This is a genomic window from Candidatus Phycosocius spiralis, from assembly GCF_030158815.1.
Taxonomy (GTDB): domain Bacteria; phylum Pseudomonadota; class Alphaproteobacteria; order Caulobacterales; family Aquidulcibacteraceae; genus Aquidulcibacter; species Aquidulcibacter spiralis.
Map to the genome: position 1 here is coordinate 47,989 of NZ_BPFZ01000013.1, position 23,277 is coordinate 71,265.

Sequence of the window (23,277 nt, forward strand, 5' to 3'; positions counted from 1 at the left end):
ATTAGATCAAATCCTAAGGCATGGTGAGATGAGCTGCAAACACGGGTGAAGTCCTAACGCTTTGGAGGGCGCGACCAATAAGAATATGGCTAACACACATAAACGCACTAGACTTTTGCCTAAAATTAGGGCGCTATAGGGGTCCCAATAGCAACTGAAAGGAGGTGATCCTATGTCTCATTGTCTGCGCCTAAGTGAAGTACGTATCAGGATCACGTCGGAAGTGGGTGCATAAAGCGTCTCCTTTACACAAGGAATGGACCCTTCACTGGTTTGGCAATGGAAAGGTCGCTGGGCAACTGGCGACCTTTCGTATGCAGTGCTTGCGTGAGGCGATTGGATTATCAAAAGAGAAAAACTTTTATTTATGCTTGAATTACCAATTTAGAACTTGCAAACTAACACCCTTAAGGCCTATTCTATCAAGATTGAAAATTGCGACGTGCTTGACTTAGCGCTAAACACCTTTGATCATGCAGACACCGCCCCATTTGACGACCCTCGCAGATCTTGATGCTCGTGCCCGTGAAATATTTCGCGACATTGTCGAAGCATATCTTGAATCGGGTGAGCCGGTGGGGTCGCGAACCTTGTCTAAGCGCGGCATTGGACTATCCCCAGCCTCAATCCGCAATACCATGGCGGATTTGGCCGGGCTTGGTTTATTGGATGCACCTCATCTAAGTGCCGGTCGTACACCAACCCATACGGGGCTTCGCCTCTTTGTGGATGGCCTATTAGAAATTGGCGATTTAGGCAGCGAGGAAAAGGCCGAAATTGATTCTAGGCTCGCGGCTGCGGGATCGGACCTGTCGAGCGCGCTTTCAGAAGCGTCGCTTTTGTTATCTGGATTGGCAGGCGGGGCAGGGCTTGTCACCACACCAACACGTGAAAGCCCTGTCAAACATGTTGAGTTTGTGCTGGTAGGTCCAGGACAAATCCTTGTGGTGCTGGTTTTTGATGATGGGCAAGTTGAAAATCGCTTGGTCCAAATGCCAGTTGGTTTGACCCAATCCCAGCTTCAAGAAAGCACAAACTTCCTCAATTTCCGTTTGAAAGGCCGCACCTTAACCGATGCATTATCGCAGGCCATAGAAGATGCGCGTCATGCACAAGCCACCCTAGACGGGGTTGCGGCCAGCCTGATTGAAGCAGGTTTTGCCGAATGGTCAGGCGACGATCCGATGGCTGGTCGAAAACTAATTGTGCGTGGGCGTGCTAATCTACTGGCCAATAGCCAAGTGGTGGGCGATTTAGAGAGGGTGCGGATACTGTTTGATGATTTGGAGCGCAAACGCGATCTGATACATGTACTCGATGCAGCACGGGATGCAGCTGCGGTTAAATTGTTTATTGGTGCAGAAAACCCCTTGTTCTCGATGTCGGGTTCGGCTCTTGTCGCCGCCCCTTATAAGGATAGTCAAAGACGTGTGCTTGGCGCACTGGGTGTAATTGGACCAACCCGCTTGAATTATGCCCGCGTCATACCAATGGTAGATTATACAGCAAAGGTCGTAGGCCGCTTAATTGAGCGACGAGGCTTAAACTTGACGAAATGAGTGATCAAAAATGACGACTAAGACAGGGGCACACCCGCCCCAAGACGATCTAAATCAGACTCAAAACACTTCTCATGATGTACCTCTTGAAACCGATGGGGATGAGGTTAATGGGCAAGATGCCTTCGATATGGCCCGTGAGCTCTTAGGTGAGGATACAAGCCCCGAGGACATGGGCGCGTTGCTGATTGCAAAATTGCAAGCTGCCCAAGCTGAAATTGAGGCGCTCAAGGACGCAAGCTTGCGCGCTATGGCGGAAACAGAAAATATTCGCCGCCGCTCCGAGCGCGAAAAACAGGAAGCGAGGCTTTATGCCATTGATAAGTTTGCGCGCGATCTGTTACCAGTCGCTGACAATTTAGGTCGCGCGTTGAGCACTGCGCCTGAAGCATTTAAAGGCGATGCGGCTTTTGATGGCTTTACCACGGGTATAGATATGACCCAGCGCGAATTAATGACGGTGTTTGAGCGTCATGGGCTGGTACGTGTTGGCGCTAAAGGTGATAAATTTGACCCAAGCGTGCACCAAGCCGTCGCCCAAATACCTGCTGATATCCCAGCTGGGGAAGTCGCTGACGTGTTTCAGGCGGGCTATGTATTGGCAGGGCGGACGCTGCGTGCTGCCATGGTCGCGGTTTCATCCGGACAGCCCGCAGAAGCCTTAACCGAAACCAAACCGTCGCCTGAATAAGGCAAGCGGTTGCAGAGCAAACCTCTTCCTGCGGCAATCTATTGAGATTGTTTTATCAGGAGGGGTTCACTTAACATGATTGGCACGAAACCAAGACAGCATTGCGGCCCACCCGCTTTGTGCCGCTTCTTGGTTATACTGGGGACGATAGTCGGCGTGGAAACCATGTTGGGTCCCTGGATAGATGATCAATTGACTGGTGCGATTGCCCGCTTGTTTCAATTTGGTCTGCATGGCTTCCACGCTGGTTAAAGGAATACCGCTATCATGTTCTGCATAAAGACCTAAAACCGGGCTGTTCAGATCGCCTGCGATCTCTATAGGCCATTTGCGCATATCGGTTGAGCCTTCCCGCGCTTCAAGGCGCCCATACCAAGCAACACCCGCTTTCAGGCGGTTTGTATAGGCGCAAGCCATCCAGACGACTGAGCCACCCCAACAAAAGCCTGTTATGCCCAATGCATCTTTGTTGACAAAGAATTGGGTATCCAGCCACTTAATGGTCGCCTCAATATCCCCCATCACTTGGGCATTAGTGGCCTTGTTTACAATTGGCATGATATGGGCAAAATCGGTGAGCGGGGCTGGATCGCCTGCGCGTAAGAATAAAGCTGGTGCAATCGCGACATAGCCTTCCTGCGCAAGGCGGCGACACACATCGCGAATATAATCATGCAAACCAAAAATTTCGTGCACAACCAAAACCACTGGCCGCTGCCCCGCTGCAGCTGGGCGTGCAATGAAAGCTTGTAGTTCAAAGCCCTGCGAGGGGTAAGACACCATCCCAGTAATCAAATTGTTGCTTGAAGTTGTGATCGCCTGAGCATGCACCGGGCATATTGCAGCGGCGTAACCGGCAAATCCAGCCAAGGCTCCAACGCTACGGCGCGATAGGGTTAGTGTGGGGTCTGGGCCGTCTGGGCGTGTGAGATTCATGGTTATACCTCTTAACGTCATCAATCCCACCCAACTCGCTAGGCGTCAACTCAAGGACACCCCCTTTCATTGCATATTAGCATGTACCATGTAGAACGAAATCTACAGCATAGTCGCAACCGCTAGCTTGATCTCATCAACAAAAGCGTGTCGGAAAGAGCTAATGAACGAGGAGTCAGCACGCATGTTTCGTATGGACGAGGAAGAGGAATCCAAAGCCGGCAACCCAGCCCCAGCTATTGTTGAAAAGGCGCTTTTTGACAGCCGGACTATTTTATTGACCGGCGGGGTGGATGATAAATTGGCCCAACGCGTGTGTGAGCGGTTGCTGGCGCTATCTGGTGAGTCTGACCGCCCGATCTTGCTCATCGTCTCCTCGCCAGGCGGCCATGTCGAAAGCGGTGATATGATCCATGATATGATCAAATTTGTGTCTGCCCCGGTCAATGTGCTCGGTACGGGTTGGGTCGCTTCAGCCGGCGCATTGATTTATGCTGCCGCACAGCGTGAACGGCGGTTCTGTTTGCCCAATACCCGCTTCTTGTTGCATGAACCCCGCGGCGGTGTCGGCGGCATGGTTTCTGATATAGAAATTCAGGCGCGTGAAATTATTCGGATGCGTGAGCGTCTCAATGCGATTTTTGCGGCAGCAACTGGCCAGCCAATTGAGAAAATCAAGGCCGATACTGATCGCGATTATTGGATGAGTTCCGAAGAAGCCGTTGCCTACGGACTAGTCGGGAAAATTGTGCATAAGCGAAGCGAGATTGGCTAAAGACTTGATTTTGGTGGGTGCTATCGCCGGCGCTTTTGGAGTGCACGGCGAAGTCAGGTTGCGCAGCTTTACAGAAAAGCCTGAAGCGATGATCAATTATGCACCGTTTTATGATCAAGTGGGAAATTGTGTCCTAACTCCACGTGCTTGGCACCCGATCAAGGATGGCGTGGTGGTTTCAGCGCCTGAAATTGCTACCCGCGAAGCGGCCATGGCAATGCGCAACACACCATTATTTGTCCCCCGTTCCAGGCTGCCTGAGGTGGAAGAGGACGAGTTTTATCATGTTGATTTGATTGGCTTACGGCTTGAGGATATGGCTGGGGCTGATCTAGGTCGTGTCAAGGCAGTTGTAACCGGCCCCCAAGATCTCCTTGAAATTGAAGCCACGCCAGGTGCCAAAACAAGTTGGTTCTTACCCTTTACCAAAGCCCTAGTACCAAGGGTGGAATTAGCCAATCAAAAGCTAATTGTGGAGGTGCCACTAGGTCTGATCCCCATGATCGGGGGTCTGATTGATCAACCAGATGGTGGCAAAACCAAACCACACAACACAATAAAGGAAACCTAATATGCAACGCCCTTCAGGTCGCAGGCCCGACCAATTGCGCGACATCAGCCTTGAAGCCGGTGCTTCCCTCTATGCGGAAGGCTCTTGCTTAGCGAAATTCGGCAATACCCATGTTTTGGTGACAGCTTCTCTAGAAGAAAATCTGCCCAGTTGGATGCGCGGTCAAAAGCGTGGGTGGGTGACGGCTGAATATGGTATGCTGCCGCGGGCAACCCACACGCGGGGCCGCCGGGAAGCGGCATCAGGTAAGCAATCTGGTCGTACGCAAGAGATACAGCGCTTGATTGGCCGCGGCATGCGCTCGGTTGTTGATTTGACGGCATTGGGGGAACGCCAAATTACACTGGATTGCGATGTCATCCAAGCCGATGGTGGGACACGCACTGCCGCCTTAACTGGGGCATGGGTAGCTTTGAAACAGGCTTGCCTTGTTCTCCAAGCTGAAGGTCTGATCACCCAAAATCCATTGAAAGCCCAAGTTGCGGCCGTATCTTGCGGAATTTATCAAGATACACCCGTTCTAGATCTTGATTATCAAGAAGATTCCAGCGCACAGGCCGATGCCAATTTTGTCTTGGCACAGGGCTTGGGTTTGGTTGAAGTTCAAGCCACAGGGGAAGAGCGCCCCATCAGCGAGGATGAACTGTTAAGCCTGCTTTCCTTGGCCCAAAAAGGGTGTGAGAGGTTGTTTGCAGCGCAGCGCGCTGCATTGGGTCTTTAGTAAGTGGTACCCTTAGGCCTAACTTGAATGGGTGGGTGAGTAGGGGTGATCTGAATCAACCCAATTCTTGTATGGTTTTACCACAAACTACTTCATGGTGTTCAATCATACTATGCGAAAACAAACGGCTCTTTGAATGAAGTAAAACGGCGAGTTCACCCAGTATCTTTAAATGTCTCTTGGCCGATTGGATCGTCCTTAAGAGTTTGCTCGATAGTGGCAAACAAAACTTCGGGGCGAATGGGCTTGGCAACATGGGCATCCATACCTGCAGCTAAGCATTCTTGTACATGATGGGTCATGGCATTGGCGGTTAGCGCAATGATGGGCGTGCGCGGGCGATTTTGTTCAATTTCCAAGGCCCGAATTTTACGAGTGGCATCAGGCCCCGACATGATCGGCATTTGAACATCCATCAAGATAAAGTCAAAAAACCCCCGATTCCATAGATCAACGGCAACCTGCCCATTTTCTGCAAACACAGGTTCAATGCCAACTTGTCCTAACAACATTTGTAAAACAAGGCGATTATGGGCGTTATCTTCCGCTGCAAGGACCCGCAGTTGCGGGCTATCAGACCGCTCTAGTTCGGACGTATCTGCAAAATGACTGGCCGAGCTACATTCGGGTGCATTGCCTTTGGCCAGATTAACCTCAAACCGAAAGGTAGAGCCGCGCCCTACTTGGCTGTCAAGATAGATCTGCCCACCAACCATCTCAGCGAGTTCTTTACAAATCGCAAGTCCTAAGCCCGTGCCCCCGAATTTGCGGTTGGTGCTGGTTTCAGCTTGGCTGAAGCGCTGGAATAGGCGCTGTTGCACATCTGGGGCGATACCGATGCCGGTATCTGTAACACTGAAAGACACGTCGTAGCGATCAGAGCCAACCAATTTGGCGCGTAGTTCCACCATGACACTGCCCTGCTGGGTAAATTTAATCGCATTAGAAATCAGATTAAAAAAGATTTGTTTGATCCGCGTTGGATCACCCTTGCACCAGATGTTTGAACCCTCCCCGCCATGCACCGCAAAGCTGATACCCTTTTGATGGGCACGCGGGGTAAACATGGCTTCGGTCGAGCGAATGATTTCGCGGAGACTAAAGTCAACCGATTCCAACTCCAACTTCCCAGCCTCAATTTTGGCCAAATCCAAGACATCGTTCAACAAGACGAGCAAAGTATCACCACTATCTTGAATCACCCTCAGCATGCGTGCTTGTGCCTCATCCAATTGTGTTCGCGATAGCGCGTAAGCCATGCCTAAGACGCCATTCATTGGTGTCCGGATTTCGTGGCTCATTTGCGCTAAAAAGGCGGATTTGGCCCGGTCAGCGGCTTCAGCTGCAGTTTTTGCGGCTTCAAGGTCGCGGGTTCGTTCTTCGATCCGCGCTTCAAGTGTCGTCGCGTGGCGGGCTAAGGAATCACGGGCCTCAGATAAGGCTTGTGCTTGATCTTTGAACAGGCTGGCAACTCTAGCCCAGCACAAGCCTGCGCCGATCATACAAACAAATAATGTAACTAAACCAACACTTAACAGCAAAAACGCTGTTTCAATCTCTATCTTTAGGCCGGCCGCTATTTCACGTCGCGCTTTTTCCATTTGCCGGGCTTTACGAGTACCTGCCAGGGCATAGGATTTGGAGTGCAGCAAACTTTTGGCATCCTCCCGCCGGCCAGCAGCCGCCAATAAAACAGCAGAATCCTCAATGCTGCCCATTTCTCGGGTTACTTCATAAATCGTCGCAAAGGATGCTTTTTTTGCGGATTTTGGAGCCATTTGAATGGCCCTTTCAATCAATTCTTCCCGTGGGCCATTTAGCACAATAAAACGGTCACGATCCTCTTGGCGGCCCATTTGGGCGTAGTCGTCAGCTGCCTCTGTCACGCGCTGGTCAATCCAAATCGCCTCACTCCAGCGGCGCTCAAACTTCGCAAGATTATCGGCCTGGTGGGACAAATGCCGTACAGCCGATAAAGCAATAACGGCACCAAAAAGTGTGCCCACGACCGAAAGGAGTAATGATGACCAGAGCCAAGAGCGGACGTTGTGCAGCTTCAACATAAGCCCAACTAGCGCCAAACCCTCAAAATGGGGTTAACGCGCCCCATCTGATTAAGGCGAAGCTTTTGGATTACATATGCTTTCTTATGGGTAACAAATCAGGAAATTTGGCGGGTTCTTTTGCGGCTTTTGCCCTAAATGCTTCTGCCATGTGGGTGGGGCTAAACATGCCTGCTTGCCAAGTTGCAATATAATCCAATCCGTCTTGGATTGAGTGATCCCGTGCGTAATTGATCATGACTTTGGAGCCTGTGACCGCTAATGGCGCTTTGGCGGCTATCTCGCGCGCTGTTTCTAACACATGTGCGACCAAGGCTTCATGGCTGTCAAAAATATCATTGATCAAGCCAATTTCTTTGGCCTTCTCTGCCGATAGGCGACGGCCAGTATAAGCGAGTTCGCGCATCCAACCCTCTGGGATCAGTTTACACAAGCGCGGAAATGTTCCCACATCAGCCGTCATACCAAGGTTAATTTCTTGGATACAAAAAAAGGCGTCATGAGAGGCCCAGCGTATATCACAAGCACTGATCATATCGACAGCCCCACCAATACAGCCGCCTTGGACGGCTACAAGAACCGGGATACGCGCTTGATCCAGACATGAGAAAGTAGTTTGTAAATGCAAGACATGGTGGCGGAAATGTTCGCTGCGCGTTTCGCGATCCGCCTCGCCCTGAGGGAAAAAACCTGCGTCATCTCCTAAGACGCTTAAATCCATGCCTGCGCAAAAATGTTGCCCAGTCGAAGTGATGGCAATGACCCGCGCACGGGCATGATCATTAATGTCTTGGATGATCGCGGGAAGTTCATTCCAAAACGCCCGCGTCATTGAATTAAACGCTTCGGGGCGCTTTAAAACAATATGGGCAATATGATCCGTGATAGTGACATCAAAACATGTTGGGTTGGACGACAAAGGGTTATCATACATGGCTGGGGCATCCTTCTTTGATTTCTGCTTGACGCATGAAACCATGTCTCGTTCATCATTCACGTTCCTCTGGTCCGTTTTTGCGCTTAAAATCAAGTTAAACCCAAAGGTGACTTCATTTGAGTGCACAAGAGGTGAAACCCTTTATGATTTGATCTATCTTGTGCCTCAATTATGGCCAAGATCAAGTGATTGTTAGCCCCGCGCGTATGCTCTTGAAAGGAAGCCTGGATGAACTATAAAATTGAGTCGCACCGTCGAAACTTAATCCTGGCCTTTTGTGCTGTCGCGATAGGGTTTGCCGAAAAGGCAAAGGCCCAAAGTGCCAATCAAATGCTTGATGAATTGGCAAATGTCGCCGCGGCCAAGCGTGCCGGACTGCCAACGATTTTACACCAAATTGATCAGGCCGCGCCTGTTGTTTCTACACCCGCTCAAGGTGAAGACCCTATTCGCTTGGCAATAATCGAGGGGGTGCGCCAGACAGGTACACGACTGGGTAAGCCTGATGGCTTTTGGGGTGATGCCCGTGTTCGTATTCTATTGCCTGCACCCCTTGATCATTTGCAAGCACGGCTTCAGCCATTGCGGATGGGAAGCTCATTGGTTCGTATGCAGATTTCACTCAACCGCGTCGCAGAATCTTTGATGCCAAAGGCACAAAGCTTTCTGATCACTGCCTTAAGTGATTTACCGGCAGAAACGACCTTCGCACTCTTGCACAAGGAACAATCGACGCCGATCGAGGTGATTTTAAGCGATCTGCGGCTTGATTTCATAGCAGCACTTAAACCCACTATGGCAGAAATGTTTGAAACTTCAGGGACAGGGGCTTTACTAGACCGGATTGAAAGCCGTTATGGTGAAGAAATCAAAACATCTGGGGGGTGGTCTGGGCTAAGGGCCTATTCTTCAGCTTCGCTTGGCAATACGAGGCCATTTTTATCTGCGGAGAAAATGATAGAACACCCTGCCCCTGCACAGGGTTCCCAACAACAAGGTGTGATGTCAACCAAGCAACTGCATGATCAAATGATTACCTATATACTCGATAAAGCTTGGGGTTCTATTCTTCTTTATCTGGAAGAGGCCCTACGACCGAGTCCAGCTTAAGTCAGCCGGCAGGTTTGCCGGGCAGGGTGATCGGGGAACACGTGACGGATTTGATGGAGTATCGGGTGTCGGTTGACCTAACCGACGGCACCATGGCGGGTTTGGTTTGGGCCCCAGCATCGCTAAAAGACACCCCGCCAAAGCTGGTTTTCCTGCATGCCAATGGCTTTTGCGCCAGCACTTATCGTGCCTTGTTGAGCGATGTCGCTCTAAAATCAGGGTGCGTCATTGCAGCTTATGATCTGCGGGGACATGGACGTACGACCTTGCCTGCTGACCCGAAAAACCAGGATAATTGGCATGGCTTTGCCCGCGATATAAGGGCCTTGATTGCAAAGATCGCGCCCGAAGGTGTGCTTTTGGCAGGGCATTCAATGGGTGGCACATCGGCGCTATTGGTTTGTGCCAAGAATAACGGTCTAATCAAGGGTCTTTGCTTGTTTGACCCGGTTTTAATGCCACCCCTTTTTTATACCACGCTACATATTCCAGGCATGGTTTCATGGTTGAAACAGAACTTTCCCTTGGCCAAAGCTGCAGCGCGTCGACGTACCGACTTTAGCGACCGAAACGATGCAGTTACTGCTTATGCTGTTCGAGGCACATTTAAATCTTGGCCGCGTCTTACTCTGGCAGACTATTGTGAGGATGGATTTAAGGATGTAGGTGATGGGGTGACCTTATCGTGCCGCCCTGCCTTTGAAGCGGCCTGTTTTGCTGGCCAACGCCATAACCCGCTTGGTGCCCTCAAACGCTTGACCATTCCCACATTAATCGTACGTGCCTCGCAAAATTCCACCACACATGCAAGCCTATTGCCGTTTTTGGCGCGCTGTGGGGTTCAGGTAGAGACATTGCCCGATACCAATCATTTCTTGCCAATGCTTGCACATGACGCTTGCGCCAGAATTGTGGTAGATCTTATCCATTCGGCCTGATTATGACCTGTTCCATCAATGCACGAACTTTTGGTGGATTAGACACTATTTTTCGCGCCACCAAATCAAAAGTGACTGCCACAGCTTCACACACCGACCAGATTTGACCTGTAACTGGGTGGAGTAGTACGTGCTTTAAAGTCAGAGTTTTCTCTCCGATTTTGGCAAGGCCAGAATGCAGGGCGATAAAATCGCCAGGTCTGGGCCACGCAAGATAATCCAACCGATATTCAAGAACTGCCGCACCGGTTTGACGTGGACTATCTTCTTCTGCTGCTAATTCAGCATTGATCTGATCGCGCCACGCCATCATCAAATTAGGCACGCCATTAGAAACCAAGGCCATCATGCCTTCGGGATAGAGCCGATCAAACACATCCACATCTTGTGGGCGCACTGTGGCTAGGCCGACTTGGCGAAACCCGCTTGCACTCAATTCCTTAACGTCAATTGCTTCAACGGGGCCATCAAACGCCACCGACCGTGGCTTACCATGCGGAGGCACTGCGACGAGCAAGGCGCTGGCCAAAGAATGTGTGCGGGAAGGCCAAGGAAAAATCCTACCGGTTGAGGCTTCCACATGGAAGAGCTTGGTCTGAAAAGTTGCGCCAATCACGCCACTAACACTATGCACAATCTCACCATAAAGCGTGATGTGCGCCTCTGTGATCTCAATCACCCCCGCACGAAAAAATAATGGCGTACCGGCATGGGCTTCTTTCAAAAATCGAATATGTTGGCTGACAGGCAACCAAGTGGCGCTGGCTTCGCGCGCAAAAGCACGTTCAAGCCCCAGATCTGTGGCCAATAACATCAGGCCATCATAGGCGCGGCGAACCCAAAAGCGCACATTCATGTGCCCCATTTCATCGCATTCCCAGGTTTCAACACTGCCGCGCCAATAATCCCGCATGAAGCTATGCCGCCTGCGCACAGGGCGCGCATTGCCCACGCCCCTCAACGACTATACTTTCAACTTGAAAGCCTTGCGCTTGCGCTGCATTTTCCAGCACTTTGGCAACATTGGGATATGCGACTTCTGTCACTTTCAAGCAGCTATTACACACAAAAAGTGCAACCGGCTGGGTGTGGCCGCTATGGCAGCAGGCCACAAAGGTAGCATCTTGCTCTATACGATGCACCAAGCCCAATTGGCACAAAAACTCCAACGCACGATAAACGGTTGGTGGCTTGAAAGGATGGCCATCTGCACCAGCCTGACTGATCAGATCATACGCTTTCATAGGGATTTTTGACGCAGCCAGCAATTCCAAAACCCGCCTACGAGGGGGTGTAAAGGTTACGCCAGTGCGCAAACATAGGGCTTCTGCTTCGCGAATGAGTGCATGCATCGCCGCCTCCATCAAATAAGACCATTTCCAACTTCATGCCTCAGTTTTGACTGTAAGGAAAATGGGCAGCACACTTGTCGAGGGAGTATTCATCCATTAGCATGTTATAAGATAACATAACAGGTATATCAATATGTCCGTTTCCGCCCTCTACCTCGCAGCCTTATTGGCCCAACCAAGCCCGCAAACTTTAGATCCCCAGATCAATCAAGCCCCAATTGAAACCATAATTGTCACGGCAAATTCTTTATCAGACCCGTCAGATGCGATCAGCCAAGGGGTAGCGATTATTCCGCGTGCACAGGCGCTGCAAGCGTCGATCAGTGGCGGTATTGGAGAGACTTTGTCCAGCATACCTGGTGTGCGCTCCACCTTTTATGGCAGCAATGCCTCGCGGCCAATTTTGCGCGGTCTTGGTGAAGATCGCATTCGCTTGGTAGTGAACGGATTAACTGGCATCGATGCCTCTGTGATTTCGCCCGATCACGCACCGGCTGTGGATGGATTGGAAGCCCAATCCATTGAGGTTCTCAAAGGCCCAGCGGCTCTACGCTATGGCGGCAATGCGGTTGGTGGGGTGATTAATATTGTGGATGGCCGCTTGCCCACAAGCTTGCCAGAAAAGCCCATGACCGGGGAGATTTTCTTAGGCGGCTCAACGGCTGAGAATGCAGGTAGTGCCACCTTCAAATGGGTTGCAACCGCTGGTCAAAATGTATTTCGCGTGGATGGGTTTGACCGCCAGAGCCAAGATTATAACATTCCTGGCTTTGCTCAGACCGCTAGCCTGCGCGCGCTGACGGGCGATACAACCCGCGGCACCGCCTTTAATACCCGCGGCGACATTTGGGCTTTGGGGTTTAGTGCTGGGCATATCACCGACAAATATAGCCTCAGTGCGAGCACTCGAACCACTAAATCCAATTATGGCATTCCTGGCGAGGAGGCATTTATCAGTCTGGATCAAACCCGTTATGATTTCCAAGCCAAGATCATGGATATTGGGCCTATTGAGACATTAACGTTGAGCGCCACATCGGGCGATTATACCCATGCCGAGATCGAATTTGATGGTGCTGTCGGCACGGTGTTTACCAATCAAGGCTATGAGGCCCGCGTAGAAGCCCGCCACCGCCCGATGGGAGCTTTGGATGGATTGATCGGTCTGCATTATGGCACCAATGACTTTGCAGCTTCTGGCGATGAAGCCTTTATCAAGCCTGTGACCATCGAGACTATTGGCGCGTTTTGGGTTGAGCGCTATCAGCAAGACTCTTGGGGCGCTGAAGCGGGTGCCCGCTTTGAACAACGCAGCTATGGTGGGGAAGCAGGCCAGCGTGACTTTGATTTAGGCAGCTTTTCAGCCAGTGGCTTTATAAAACCAGCCGACGGGCTGCGCCTTTCATTGAACCTCGCTTATACCCAGCGCGCGCCCACGGAAGTTGAGCTTTTTGCCGATGGGCCCCATGCCGCCACCCAAGCCTTTGAGATTGGCGATCCAAACTTAAAGACAGAGACAGCCACCAGTGGCGAGGCCATCGCGCGCTGGCAAGCCAAAGACATGACCTTGGACGTAACCCTTTGGCGCACTCAATTTGACGGCTTTGTCTCCTTTGCGCCAATAGGGCTTATCGAAGATGATTTGCCGGTCTTTCAAGTCACCCAAGACGATGCCACTTTATATGGTGGGGAAATTCAAGCGACATTTGCTTTGGCCAAGGCAGGGGCCTGGGCTTTGACCAGCGATATTGGTTTGGATAGCGTACATGGAAGCTATGATGCAGGTGGGCCTATCGCCCGCATGCCCCCTGCCATGTTGACACTTGGTTTAGAAGCAACCCATCCGCGCATGAGTATCCGGGGTGAAGTTCAAGCGCTTGCCAAGCAAACCCGCACCGCAGCCTTTGAAACGCAAACGGCTGGAGCCAACAGCGTGAATGTCCGCTGGACATGGCGTCCCATTGAGACCGCAGACAAGATAGAACTGGTGCTTGAAGGCCGCAATCTAACCGATGAGACGATCCGGGAGCACACGTCTTTCTTAAAAGATGATCTGCCCAAGCCCGGCCGCTCCGTCCGTGTCAGTTTGAGAGGCATTTTCTAGCCCCTCAAACTGATACTTGTGTGTGAAAGCTTAGTATTTGAACCGCACGCCGATCATGTAGCGTGGACCGAAGGTTTCATATTCAATCGGATAAAGTTCGGTATCGGCAAAGCGACGGCCCGGATGATCGGCGAGGTTGACGCCATCAAAAGTCAGCTCAAGATTGTCATTGAGCTCATAGCGGACGGCCATGGAAAGGCTTTCTGAATCATTCCAGTAGATGTCGCCATTTCCGTCAGGCACGACGACGCCATTGACGACAGCGTAAGCTCCCACCGATTGCAGCCACTTGGTACGATACTGATAGGCAATGCGCGCCGAGATTCCGTATTTTTCATACGTAATGCCGAAATTTCCGACAAAATCAGACGCACCTGGCAGATCGACTTTGCGTAAGGGGACGCCGCCAATGGCAGGAACATTGATCTCGGATTGATTGAAGTTCGCTGAAAATCGAATACCGAACCCTTCCATCCAATCAGGAGCCTGCGCAGCATGAGCATAGTCTTCTAAAGTATGATTAAAAACCAGCTCCAATCCGTATATAAAACCATCTCCACCATTTCTGATGGTCGTGAAATTATAGCCTGAACGATCACGGTCTGGCGTATTGAGGACCGTACTCCCAAACGTAGCTGTTTGGGTGAACAACGCCTCAGAAATGTCCTTGTAATAAAGGCCAATGGTGAAGAAGCCCTGCGACTTCATATACCATTCAAAATAGGCATCCGCTCCCACCGATTTTTCAGGCTTGGCATTGGGGTTGCCCCCAGTGATGAGGCCAGGCGCATCGTCGATCGAGAAGTTTGCAGCCAAATCATCGAAGTCCGGACGCGCGGCACCTGTGTTGACACTCAGGCGCAGTTTCTTTTCCTCGGACAAATCATAATTGATATGCACGCTTGGGTAAACGAGCGTGTCTTCGCTCTTCAATTCAGTAAGCACCCGTTTGCCACCAATAATGGGGAGGGCTTTGGACGTATTTTCTGTCCGCTCAAGCCGAACGCCCGCAACGACGTTACCCCAATCCTGACGGATCGTTGCCATACCATAGCCGGCAAGAATATCTTCGCTAACTTCATAATATTCGCCAGAGCCATCTTGATAAGAGCCGATCTTGCGGTCTTTCAGGCTTTGCATCAGGTCGCGTACTTTATCGCCCGAATAATAGCGGAATGTGTAGCCGAGGGCATATTTGCCCTTAAACGGTGTATCAATCGCAAAATCGCTATAGGTCGGCGCGGTAACACCTGCGGCTGTGAAATCCTCCAAGCGGGTGCGATATTGGCTAAGCCGACGCTTCTTTTCGCGTGTGGTATAGAGCCCGCCGAGTTTAAAATTTGTTTCCGCCCCAAATAAAGTCGCCTCTCGGCTCGCGTCAAACTTACCGGTCCAAGCCGAGGTGATATCCCCGCCCTTGGCATCAACAATGTCGACAAAGTTCATGGGGAAAGCTTCAACATCACTGACCGCGCTACCCTTAGAGCGCACGCCCCCTGTCACGTTGGTGCGATAGAGCCGCACGGTGTTGTTGGCGACATTGGTAAAATCGTAATCCACAGTTGGGCGATCTGTTACTGTCGTTGGACTGCGAAAGCTCGGCGTACCCTCTAAATCCTGACCATCTTCGGTCTCTGTAAAGTTCACCCGCCAATTGAGATCCCAGCCAAACCTTTTGTGTTGACCACCGATGGTGTTGGTCAGGATATATTCCTTGATGTCGCCGGTACGGAAATTCCAGTTCATCTGGACGCCATAAACCGTGCCTTTATTGGGGACATTGCCGGTACAGATATCATTGACGCCACTGGTGGTGATCGGTGCTGGCGTGGTTGGGCAAGGTGTTGCAGGCGTGTTTGTTGCGCCATTATCCAAGCGGAAGATGTAATTATTGCGCAATTCAATGTCGGTAAACTGGCTATAAACCGATTGGAAAAACAAATTGTCTAGGTCAGTGGGATTCCAGTCGGCGCGCACGGAGCCAGAGATATTGCCCCGGGTGAGGCGGTAGGGCTTGTTCTCATGTTCACGCGCCCAGCGCCGGGTTTCAGAGCCTGGCCTGCGATCAATGCCTGACGTGGTGCTGCCAGGGCGCAGATAGGGGTCAGTCTCCCAATTATCGGTCACCATTTCGCGCTCATAGAATGAGGCCTGCGCCAATAGACCCAATTTGCCGTCAAAAAAACGATCAGCCACAACAAGCGACGCGTCGATCTCACGGCCACCGCCAAGCTCAACCTGCCCAAGCGAAAGGCTCCCTGCAATTCGGCGTCCGCGATAATCCAATGCCGAACGGGTACGAATATTGATATTGCCAGCAACCGTATCTCCCGACTGATCGGGCGTAATCGCCTTATTAATTAAGATCTGGCTTGCGATGGCGGTTGGGATATTGTCAAAGCGGGCCTCGCGGCCCTCTGGTGACACAATGCCCATGCCGTCGATGGAGTAAGTGACCCAACGACGTGGCTGACCCCGCAAATTAACATAGCGGCTTTGGCCTTGATCTTTTTCAACCGCGATGCCCGGAAGACGGCTTACCGCATCCGCGATGTTTTGGTCAGCCAAACGACCCGCTTCATCGGCTGCGAGCACGTTGATGAGGGAGTCTGAGCTTCTTTGCACCAAGAGGGCCGCGCGGTCGGATTCAAAGATCGGTCTGGCACCGCGCACAACAATGGTTTCAACATCGGGCTGTTGCGGGGCGGACGCCCGTGCCTCAGCTTTCGCGGGCTCATTTGCCGTTTGAGCAAAAGCTGGCAGGCCAGCAAGCAAAGATAATGAGCCAACAGCCCCCATTAGGGCATTGCGTGAAACCTTTGTAGACATAAGAACCCCCTCACAAGCGAAAGACACTTGAAAAGGTGCCGATACCCATCGGCCATGACAGGTCCATGTCTGTTAGGCGTCATTTTTGTGAAACTACCCTCACGTCGGCGTGATTGAGTGCCGCCCAGAAAGCCCTGCAGGGTCATGGGCAATTGACCTTGGACGAATGCGTCATCACAAGATATTTCAGAAATTCAAATTTATTGACCTGATTTGTATTACTCTCCACGATTTAAGCATAACATAGATAGGTATTCAATCATAAAGCATCAATTTTATGGTCTCAATTCCCGTTGTTAATATTTAATCAAATTCTTTGATGTAACTCATGATTTATCTGCTCAGATGCATGTCTTTAAAAAGAAAGCCAGCACTAAGTCAGAAATTTGTAAGTCTGTAAAAAGACTTTCGTTTTCATTTGGAAGCATCACTGAATATTACGATTTAATTCAATCGTACTAAAGCTATTCACTTGAATACGTTAGTTTAATTGAGGAGCTATGTGTGTGAGCTACCGAACATCAAAACCCATCTTTCCGTTCAGCGCAAAAGCAAGCTGCATTTCCACCCCCCAAGCTCAGGAGCGCTTCGAGCTGTTGCCTGCCGCGCTTTGCAGCGCCGCGATCCTCTTTCTGTGCGCAAGCCCCGGGCATGCGGAAGGACGCAAGGCTTTAGACGGCCTACGCGGTGTGATTGAACCAAGAGGCGTTTCGATTGAAGCCGATTATGTCGGTGAATGGGTCAGCGACCATTCAGGTGCAGCCGAAGGCAAGTCGTTTTATCTCGACACAGCCAACATCGTGGTCAAGTTGGATCTTGAGAAGGCCTTGGGCTGGAAAGGCACTTCTGCCCACATGCATGTGCTCTCTACAGGGGGTCAGCGCCCGAGTGAAAGGATTGGCACGCTGGAAGGCGTTACAAATATCGAAAGCAGCGACAGCCGTTGGCGCGTTTTTGAGTTTAGCCTGACCCAGTCATTCGGTGATAAGGCTTCCATTGAGGCCGGCTATATCGATCTAAACAAGCATTTCTACGAAACTGAGTCCTCTCTTATTCTGGTCAATCCTGCGTTTGCAATTGGCACCGAGCTTGCCGAGACTGGCAGAAATGGGCCTTCGATCTTTCCATCCACAGCACCCGCACTTGTTTTGGCGCTCGCACCCTCAAAGAGCAGCTATGTTCGGCTGGGTGTCTTTGGTGCCAATGCCAATAGCTGGGGTGATCCAGAGCCGTTGAAGAATTTCAAGGATGGCGTTCTAACCATTGGCGAGATTGGGCTAACCAAACATGGTCTAATCGCACTTGGCGGGTGGCGCTATTCCGATGAAGTCGTGGTCCATTCCGACCACGGCGGACCAGACAAGTCGTATAATCCATGGGGCATTTATGGCCTTGTAGAGCACCCCTTCATCGAATCCGAAACCGGGCGTTCAGTCATCGGCTTTTTGCGCGCGGGTTATAGTGACGGGAAGACGAGCGAAATGTCCGGCTCAATCACTGCCGGACTTTTGGTTGAGCGTGCAATCAGCGGGCGGCCTCACAGCCAATTCTCGTTTGGTCTGCGACGGGCGTATTTTTCCGACACGTTCAAGGAACATGCGCACGCTTTACATGAAGAGCCTTTGGACCACGAATCCGGCCTTGAACTTATCCTTGCCGATCAATTGGGGTCCGCACTTACGCTCGAAGGCGGCATCCAATACGCGCCGGAACCAGGTGGCCTGCGCGGATCAGAAGACGCATTGATATCCAATGTCCGTCTAACGATCGCCTTTTAAGTAGACAAGTATCAAGCGTTTGATTGGTTACCGCCGACGAAACGACGCCTAGGAGCTGTAAGAGATGAAGACGATTAAGCAAAAGGTCTGGGTCGGCAGCGCTGCCGTGTCCTTGATGATCCTGATCTGCGCTTCGGCGGGGATTTGGTCCATCAAAGCTATCATTGACGCCAAGCATTTGGTCGATCGTGCGGCGAAAATGTCCAAGATCCACATGCAAGCCGATATGATGCACGACGCAATTCGTGGTGATGTGCTAAATGCGATGCTCTCAGCGGACCCTTCCTATGGCATTGATCCAAAGGCGGCAGGTGAAGATCTGGTCGAGCACACGAAGCGGTTTTCTGAAGCCATTATTGAAACCAAAGCCCTTGCACCCGATGAACAGCTATTGAGCCAAGTCAAAGCAGTAGAGCCTGAGTTGGTCAAATATGCGCAATTAGCTGGGGCTATTCAAAAAACGGCCGCAGCAGGTCAAAGGCCAACTCATGAATCACTTGCGGCTTTTGCGAAGGAATTCACCACGGTCGAAGATAAGATGGAAGAGCTTGGCAATTCCATCGCCGAGTTTGGCACGCGTGCAAATAGCCAGTCTGACTCAATAGGAACGATTTCAACCTCGATCATGCTGGCTATGCTGGGGTTCGGGCTTGCATTCTCCCTTGGCCTGATCTGGTTTGCGATTAAGGAAATTCTGACCCCCTTGGGCTCGTTGCAGTCAGCCCTGTCTGATCTCGCAAAAGGTAAAGCCAATGTTCGCCTAGCTGAAGCAGAGCGTGTGGATGAGATTGGGGCCATTGCTAATTCGGTAGTCGACATACAAGCCATGCTGGCTGAAAAGGCCAAGGCGGAGGCGGCAGAAGAAGCGCAACGCCAACAAATTGAAGCCGAAAAACGCAAACGCGAGGAGGAAGCCAATTACGCACGCGCCCAACAGCAAGCTGAAATCGTGGCAGCACTTGGTGCCGCTCTGGGCAAACTCAGCGATGGCGATTTGACCACCAGTATTGAAGAGGAATTCCCTCAAGAATTCAAGCAAATTCGGGAAGACTTCAACCATGCTGTCTCTACCCTGCAAGAGGCTTTGGCCTTTGTTGCCACCAATGCCTCATCCATTCGTACAGGCTCAACCGAAATACCCAATGCGGCAGACGATCTCTCAAAACGAACCGAACAACAAGCAGCCAGTCTTGAGGAAACAGCGGCGGCACTTGATGAGGTAACAGCGACGGTCAACAAAACCGCAACCGGTACCCGTCAAGCCTCAGCCCTTGTGCTGGCAACTCGCGGCGAAGCAGAGGTGACTGGAATCGTGGTCAATGATGCTGTCGCCGCCATGACGGCGATTGAGGAATCTGCGCAAAAAATCAGCCAAATCATTGGAGTTATTGATGAAATTGCTTTCCAAACCAACTTGCTAGCCCTAAATGCAGGGGTAGAAGCCGCCCGTGCTGGCGATGCTGGCCGCGGTTTCGCGGTGGTAGCTTCTGAAGTCAGGGCATTAGCCCAACGTTCAGCCGATGCAGCTAAGGAAATCAAGACCCTGATCTCCTATAGTTCAGCCCAAGTGGTTTCTGGTGTGGCCCTGGTTGGAAAAAGCGGAGATTCGCTTAATCGAATCATTGGCAGGGTAGGCGAGATTGATACATTAATTGCTGAAATCTCAGCCTCTGCTCAAGAGCAAGCAACCGCCTTGGGTCAAGTCAATTCCGCAGTCAATCATATGGACCAAGTTACCCAACAAAATGCTGCCATGGTTCAACAAACCACTGCGGCCTGTCACTCATTAACCCGAGAAGGTGACTCCTTAGAACTTTCCCTTGCCAGCTTCAATCTAGGGCAGGGCGTTAAAACCAACAGGCCGCAACCCGAAGTCAGTAGGGTGCCACCCTCTGTTGGGTTAGGTGTCGGCAAAAAGCCGATAGCTGCCTTGAAAGTCATGAACCGAGGCGGAGCTGCGTTGGCCAAGTCGATAGAGCGCCCAGAAGCCGATCAATGGGAAGAGTTTTAAGAGAAAAGGCGAAACTTGTGACACATTTTACGCTCCCCACTACTTTGGATACGCGCGCAGCGCCTGACTTGTTAGAAGCATTACGCGCACATCAAGGGCAGGATCTGATACTAGATGCATCCAAAGTCGACAGTTTGGGCGGCCTATGCCTGCAAATTCTGTTGGCTGCCAAAGCTGAATGGGGTTCTAGCCCATTTCATTTTTCGGTCGAAAATCCAACACCTGTTTTTTGTGAGCAAATGGGCGCTTTTGGCGCTGCGATAGAAGAGTTTTGTCTGCAAGGAGCAGCACAATGACTAAGAAGATCCTTACCGTTGATGACAGCCGGACAATGCGCGACATGCTCAAACACGCGCTATGCGATGCGGGCTATGAAGTTGTCCAAGCCGAAGATGGGGTCGAAGGACTTGAGGCACTTGAGCGCGAGGGTGCTGATGTGGTCATCACCGATATCAATATGCCAAGACTCGACGGTTTTGGCCTGATAGAAGGTATTCGAGCGAACCCGGTTTATCGTGGTCTGCCGATTTTGGTTTTGACAACTGAAAGTTCAGGCGAAAAAAAGGTCCGCGCCAAAGAAGCAGGGGCGACTGGCTGGATCATCAAGCCTTTTGATCCAATCAAGCTCATTGACGTCGTACGACGGGTATCAGGGTAAGCCTATGTCCGCCGATGATCCCTTTGAAGCCATCAAGCAAACCTTCTTCTTAGAATGCGAGGAATTGCTTACCGATCTTGAAACCAATGTCACAGCACTGACCTTTGGCGATGGCGATGGCGAGGCGATCAACGCAGCTTTTCGTGCAGTCCATTCAATCAAGGGTGGTGCAGGCGCATTTGGGCTGGAGGAGTTGGTTCGCTTTGCCCATGTGTTTGAAACCTTTATGGATGAGCTGCGCTCTGGGCGCAAACCTTGTGATGACCAAGCTGTGCGTGCCATGCTGCATGCCTCCGACGTCTTAGCCGACCATATTAGCTTCGCCCGTGGGTTGATCCCAGCTATGGATGAAGAGCGGTCCAACACAGTGATCAATGATCTGCGCGAGCTTATTCATGGCGGCAGCGTCAGCACAACACCCGATAATGACCCAGACCCTACCGACCCTTCATTGGAGGCTTTCGACTTTAAACCTGTGATGTTTGACTTTGGAGCCTTGCCCCTCGATTCTAAAACTGAAACAGCCGCCGATGGGTGGATTATCGAATTTAAACCTCACTTTCGTCTCTATGAAACAGGCAATGAACCTTCGCTTTTGTTACGCGAACTCGCCCGCCTTGGTCCCACTTCGGTTACCATTGATACAAGTGAACTCCCCGTGCTTTCAAACTTGCCTGAAGCTGGATCGTATCTGAAATGGGTGGTCGAACTTCAAGCGCCGCTTGACCGCCACGCCATTACTGAAATTTTTGAGTTTGTGGACAGTGAATGCGATCTGAACCTAACACCTATTGGTGGACTAACAAGTGGTTTGGCTGGTGTTCAAGAGACAAGTTCTGTTCCTGTCGACACAGTGGACATTGCAGCACTTCTGGCAGCCGTCAGCGAGGATGGAGCAAAGCCAGTTCCTGCTGGTGCAGCACCGGCCTTGGCCGAACAGGCCGATTCCCTTGTTCCCTCGGTCGCGGTATCCAATGACACCCCAAAAACCGTCACGGCTCCTGCGGGTGGCGCTAAGCAAGTAGCCGCAACCCAAGCTTCAATCCGCGTCGATCTGGATCGGATTGATAAGTTGATTAATGTGGTGGGCGAATTGGTAATCCAACAAGCGATGTTGGCGCAAAGCGTCACCGAATGTGGATTAACAGTGGACTCCAGTGTCAAATTGGGCCTCGATGATCTCGAACTCTTGTCGCGCGAAATCCAAGATAGTGTGATGGCCATTCGCGCACAGCCGGTTAAATCTGTTTTTCAGCGCATGCCCCGGCTCGTCCGCGAAGTCGCAGAGATGACGGGCAAGTCTGTCCGTCTTGTGACCGAGGGCGAAGGAACCGAAGTTGACAAGACGGTGGTGGATCGATTGGCAGAACCCATCACCCACATGATCCGCAATGCCATCGATCATGGCCTGGAGGATGCTCAAGGTCGGATGGAGGCTGGAAAAAGCAAAGAGGGTACGATCAAGCTCGCCGCCCTACACCGTTCTGGCCATATTGTTATTGAGGTGAGCGATGATGGCCGTGGCATCAACCGGGAGCGTGTTCGCAAGATCGCAGTCGAGCGCGGCTTAATCGCTCATGATGCTAATCTCACCAATGAAGAAACCGATAATCTCATTTTTCTACCGGGCTTTTCGACTGCCGATGCTGTGTCCGACATTTCAGGCCGTGGTGTTGGCATGGATGTGGTGCGACGCTCTATTCAACAGCTGGGCGGGCGGATATCGATCGCCTCTCAACCCGGTAAAGGGTCTGTATTCACCATGAGCCTGCCTCTTACCTTAGCTGTGCAGGACGGCATGGTGGTGCGTTCAGGCGGGCAAACGCTTCTGGCACCTCTGACCGCCGTGATTGAAAGCTTTACCCCAAAAGTCGGAGATTTGCACCGCATCGGATCTGGCGATTGGGTGATTAGATTCAGGGATCGTTTCTTGCCTCTCATCAATATTGCTCGAATTCTTGGATTTGAAGAAGCTGACAAGAGCGAGGTCGATGATATCCAAGGGATCGCCATTGTGGTGGAAAATGAGGCGGGCTCACAAGCCGCTCTATGGGTAGACACCATACAAGGTCAGCGCCAAGTCGTCATCAAAAGCCTTGAATCCAATTATCGAAAAGTCGTGGGCATTTCTGCGGCAACAATATTAGGGGACGGCCGTGTCGCGCTCATTCTTGATGTTGATGCGCTGATTGCTCTGGGTCGTCAGCAAGCCAATCATGTAAACTTTAAGCTAGCGAGTTAATT

The 23,277-nt window shown here is 51.3% G+C and carries 19 protein-coding genes; 13 read left to right on the forward strand and 6 right to left on the reverse strand.

Features of this window, described 5'->3' with window-relative positions; translation table 11 throughout:
- Positions 1-473: 473 nt before the first annotated feature.
- Positions 474-1,559: a heat-inducible transcriptional repressor HrcA gene (hrcA, locus tag PsB1_RS09725; protein ID WP_284360800.1), complete on the forward strand. Its 1,086-nt coding sequence runs from the start codon at positions 474-476 to the stop codon at positions 1,557-1,559.
- Between the two features lie 10 nt (positions 1,560-1,569).
- A complete protein-coding gene (locus tag PsB1_RS09730) occupies positions 1,570-2,250 on the forward strand; it encodes a nucleotide exchange factor GrpE (protein ID WP_284360802.1) in 681 nt (226 codons plus the stop codon).
- A 66-nt stretch (positions 2,251-2,316) separates the two neighbouring features.
- Here PsB1_RS09730 and PsB1_RS09735 read toward each other — a convergent pair whose 3' ends face one another.
- Positions 2,317-3,186 carry a dienelactone hydrolase family protein gene (locus PsB1_RS09735; RefSeq protein WP_284360804.1) on the reverse strand — a complete coding sequence of 290 codons (870 nt, stop codon included), beginning with the start codon at positions 3,184-3,186 and terminating at the stop codon, positions 2,317-2,319.
- Positions 3,187-3,349: 163 nt separating this feature from the next.
- Between PsB1_RS09735 and PsB1_RS09740 the strand changes: the two genes are divergently transcribed.
- The 3 genes from PsB1_RS09740 to rph are packed head-to-tail and all read left to right on the forward strand — an operon-like array spanning position 3,350 to position 5,253.
- Positions 3,350-3,961, forward strand: a complete 612-nt coding sequence (locus tag PsB1_RS09740) for an ATP-dependent Clp protease proteolytic subunit (RefSeq protein WP_284360806.1) — start codon at positions 3,350-3,352, stop codon at positions 3,959-3,961.
- Positions 3,954-4,532 carry a ribosome maturation factor RimM gene (gene rimM, locus PsB1_RS09745; RefSeq protein ID WP_284360809.1) on the forward strand — a complete coding sequence of 193 codons (579 nt, stop codon included), beginning with the start codon at positions 3,954-3,956 and terminating at the stop codon, positions 4,530-4,532. Before PsB1_RS09740 ends, rimM begins: the two co-directional genes overlap by 8 nt.
- A 1-nt stretch (position 4,533) precedes the next feature.
- Positions 4,534-5,253, forward strand: coding sequence for a ribonuclease PH (gene rph, locus PsB1_RS09750; RefSeq protein ID WP_284360812.1), 720 nt, complete (start codon positions 4,534-4,536; stop codon positions 5,251-5,253).
- A 155-nt stretch (positions 5,254-5,408) separates the two neighbouring features.
- Here rph and PsB1_RS09755 read toward each other — a convergent pair whose 3' ends face one another.
- On the reverse strand, positions 5,409-7,316 hold the full coding sequence (locus PsB1_RS09755) for an ATP-binding protein (RefSeq protein ID WP_284360815.1): 1,908 nt from the start codon (positions 7,314-7,316) through the stop codon (positions 5,409-5,411).
- A 70-nt stretch (positions 7,317-7,386) separates the two neighbouring features.
- Positions 7,387-8,250 carry a crotonase/enoyl-CoA hydratase family protein gene (locus PsB1_RS09760; RefSeq protein WP_284360817.1) on the reverse strand — a complete coding sequence of 288 codons (864 nt, stop codon included), beginning with the start codon at positions 8,248-8,250 and terminating at the stop codon, positions 7,387-7,389.
- A 231-nt stretch (positions 8,251-8,481) separates the two neighbouring features.
- Between PsB1_RS09760 and PsB1_RS09765 the strand changes: the two genes are divergently transcribed.
- Entirely contained in the window at positions 8,482-9,363 is an 882-nt protein-coding gene (locus PsB1_RS09765) for a DUF4197 family protein (protein WP_284360820.1), read from the forward strand.
- Between the two features lie 26 nt (positions 9,364-9,389).
- A complete protein-coding gene (locus tag PsB1_RS09770; protein ID WP_284360822.1) occupies positions 9,390-10,301 on the forward strand; it encodes an alpha/beta fold hydrolase in 912 nt (303 codons plus the stop codon).
- Here PsB1_RS09770 and PsB1_RS09775 read toward each other — a convergent pair.
- Both PsB1_RS09775 and PsB1_RS09780 read right to left on the reverse strand, forming a co-directional pair.
- On the reverse strand, positions 10,285-11,214 hold the full coding sequence (locus tag PsB1_RS09775) for a thioesterase family protein (protein WP_284360825.1): 930 nt from the start codon (positions 11,212-11,214) through the stop codon (positions 10,285-10,287). The genes PsB1_RS09770 and PsB1_RS09775 overlap by 17 nt on opposite strands.
- A 4-nt stretch (positions 11,215-11,218) precedes the next feature.
- Positions 11,219-11,653: a Fur family transcriptional regulator gene (locus PsB1_RS09780; RefSeq protein ID WP_284360826.1), complete on the reverse strand. Its 435-nt coding sequence runs from the start codon at positions 11,651-11,653 to the stop codon at positions 11,219-11,221.
- A gap of 133 nt (positions 11,654-11,786) precedes the next feature.
- On the opposite strand from PsB1_RS09780, the gene PsB1_RS09785 reads away from it, so the two are divergent.
- Positions 11,787-13,757: a TonB-dependent receptor gene (locus PsB1_RS09785; protein ID WP_284360828.1), complete on the forward strand. Its 1,971-nt coding sequence runs from the start codon at positions 11,787-11,789 to the stop codon at positions 13,755-13,757.
- Between the two features lie 30 nt (positions 13,758-13,787).
- Here PsB1_RS09785 and PsB1_RS09790 read toward each other — a convergent pair whose 3' ends face one another.
- Positions 13,788-16,586, reverse strand: coding sequence for a TonB-dependent receptor (locus PsB1_RS09790; protein WP_284360830.1), 2,799 nt, complete (start codon positions 16,584-16,586; stop codon positions 13,788-13,790).
- Between the two features lie 506 nt (positions 16,587-17,092).
- Between PsB1_RS09790 and PsB1_RS09795 the strand changes: the two genes are divergently transcribed.
- The 5 genes from PsB1_RS09795 (at position 17,093) to PsB1_RS09815 (ending at position 23,275) form a co-directional block, all read left to right on the forward strand.
- A complete protein-coding gene (locus PsB1_RS09795; RefSeq protein WP_284360833.1) occupies positions 17,093-18,364 on the forward strand; it encodes a carbohydrate porin in 1,272 nt (423 codons plus the stop codon).
- Between the two features lie 64 nt (positions 18,365-18,428).
- Positions 18,429-20,375, forward strand: coding sequence for a methyl-accepting chemotaxis protein (locus PsB1_RS09800; RefSeq protein ID WP_284360835.1), 1,947 nt, complete (start codon positions 18,429-18,431; stop codon positions 20,373-20,375).
- Positions 20,376-20,392: 17 nt separating this feature from the next.
- Entirely contained in the window at positions 20,393-20,671 is a 279-nt protein-coding gene (locus PsB1_RS09805) for an STAS domain-containing protein (protein ID WP_284360838.1), read from the forward strand.
- The gene (locus PsB1_RS09810; RefSeq protein ID WP_284360841.1) at positions 20,668-21,033 is read left to right on the forward strand and encodes a response regulator; all 366 of its coding nucleotides are present in this window, start codon (positions 20,668-20,670) and stop codon (positions 21,031-21,033) included. The genes PsB1_RS09805 and PsB1_RS09810 overlap by 4 nt, the downstream gene beginning before the upstream one ends.
- 4 nt (positions 21,034-21,037) lie before the next feature.
- A complete protein-coding gene (locus PsB1_RS09815; RefSeq protein WP_284360844.1) occupies positions 21,038-23,275 on the forward strand; it encodes a chemotaxis protein CheA in 2,238 nt (745 codons plus the stop codon).
- Positions 23,276-23,277 lie beyond the last annotated feature (2 nt).

Coding starts and splice junctions, on each gene's coding strand:
- hrcA (WP_284360800.1), top strand. CDS start 474: ATGCAGACACCGCCCCATTTGACGACCCTCGCAGATCTTGATGCTCGT.
- PsB1_RS09730 (WP_284360802.1), top strand. CDS start 1,570: ATGACGACTAAGACAGGGGCACACCCGCCCCAAGACGATCTAAATCAG.
- PsB1_RS09735 (WP_284360804.1), bottom strand. CDS start 3,186: ATGAATCTCACACGCCCAGACGGCCCAGACCCCACACTAACCCTATCG.
- PsB1_RS09740 (WP_284360806.1), top strand. CDS start 3,350: ATGAACGAGGAGTCAGCACGCATGTTTCGTATGGACGAGGAAGAGGAA.
- rph (WP_284360812.1), top strand. CDS start 4,534: ATGCAACGCCCTTCAGGTCGCAGGCCCGACCAATTGCGCGACATCAGC.
- PsB1_RS09755 (WP_284360815.1), bottom strand. CDS start 7,316: ATGTTGAAGCTGCACAACGTCCGCTCTTGGCTCTGGTCATCATTACTC.
- PsB1_RS09760 (WP_284360817.1), bottom strand. CDS start 8,250: ATGTATGATAACCCTTTGTCGTCCAACCCAACATGTTTTGATGTCACT.
- PsB1_RS09765 (WP_284360820.1), top strand. CDS start 8,482: ATGAACTATAAAATTGAGTCGCACCGTCGAAACTTAATCCTGGCCTTT.
- PsB1_RS09775 (WP_284360825.1), bottom strand. CDS start 11,214: ATGCGGGATTATTGGCGCGGCAGTGTTGAAACCTGGGAATGCGATGAA.
- PsB1_RS09780 (WP_284360826.1), bottom strand. CDS start 11,653: ATGCATGCACTCATTCGCGAAGCAGAAGCCCTATGTTTGCGCACTGGC.
- PsB1_RS09785 (WP_284360828.1), top strand. CDS start 11,787: ATGTCCGTTTCCGCCCTCTACCTCGCAGCCTTATTGGCCCAACCAAGC.
- PsB1_RS09790 (WP_284360830.1), bottom strand. CDS start 16,586: ATGTCTACAAAGGTTTCACGCAATGCCCTAATGGGGGCTGTTGGCTCA.
- PsB1_RS09800 (WP_284360835.1), top strand. CDS start 18,429: ATGAAGACGATTAAGCAAAAGGTCTGGGTCGGCAGCGCTGCCGTGTCC.
- PsB1_RS09810 (WP_284360841.1), top strand. CDS start 20,668: ATGACTAAGAAGATCCTTACCGTTGATGACAGCCGGACAATGCGCGAC.
- PsB1_RS09815 (WP_284360844.1), top strand. CDS start 21,038: ATGTCCGCCGATGATCCCTTTGAAGCCATCAAGCAAACCTTCTTCTTA.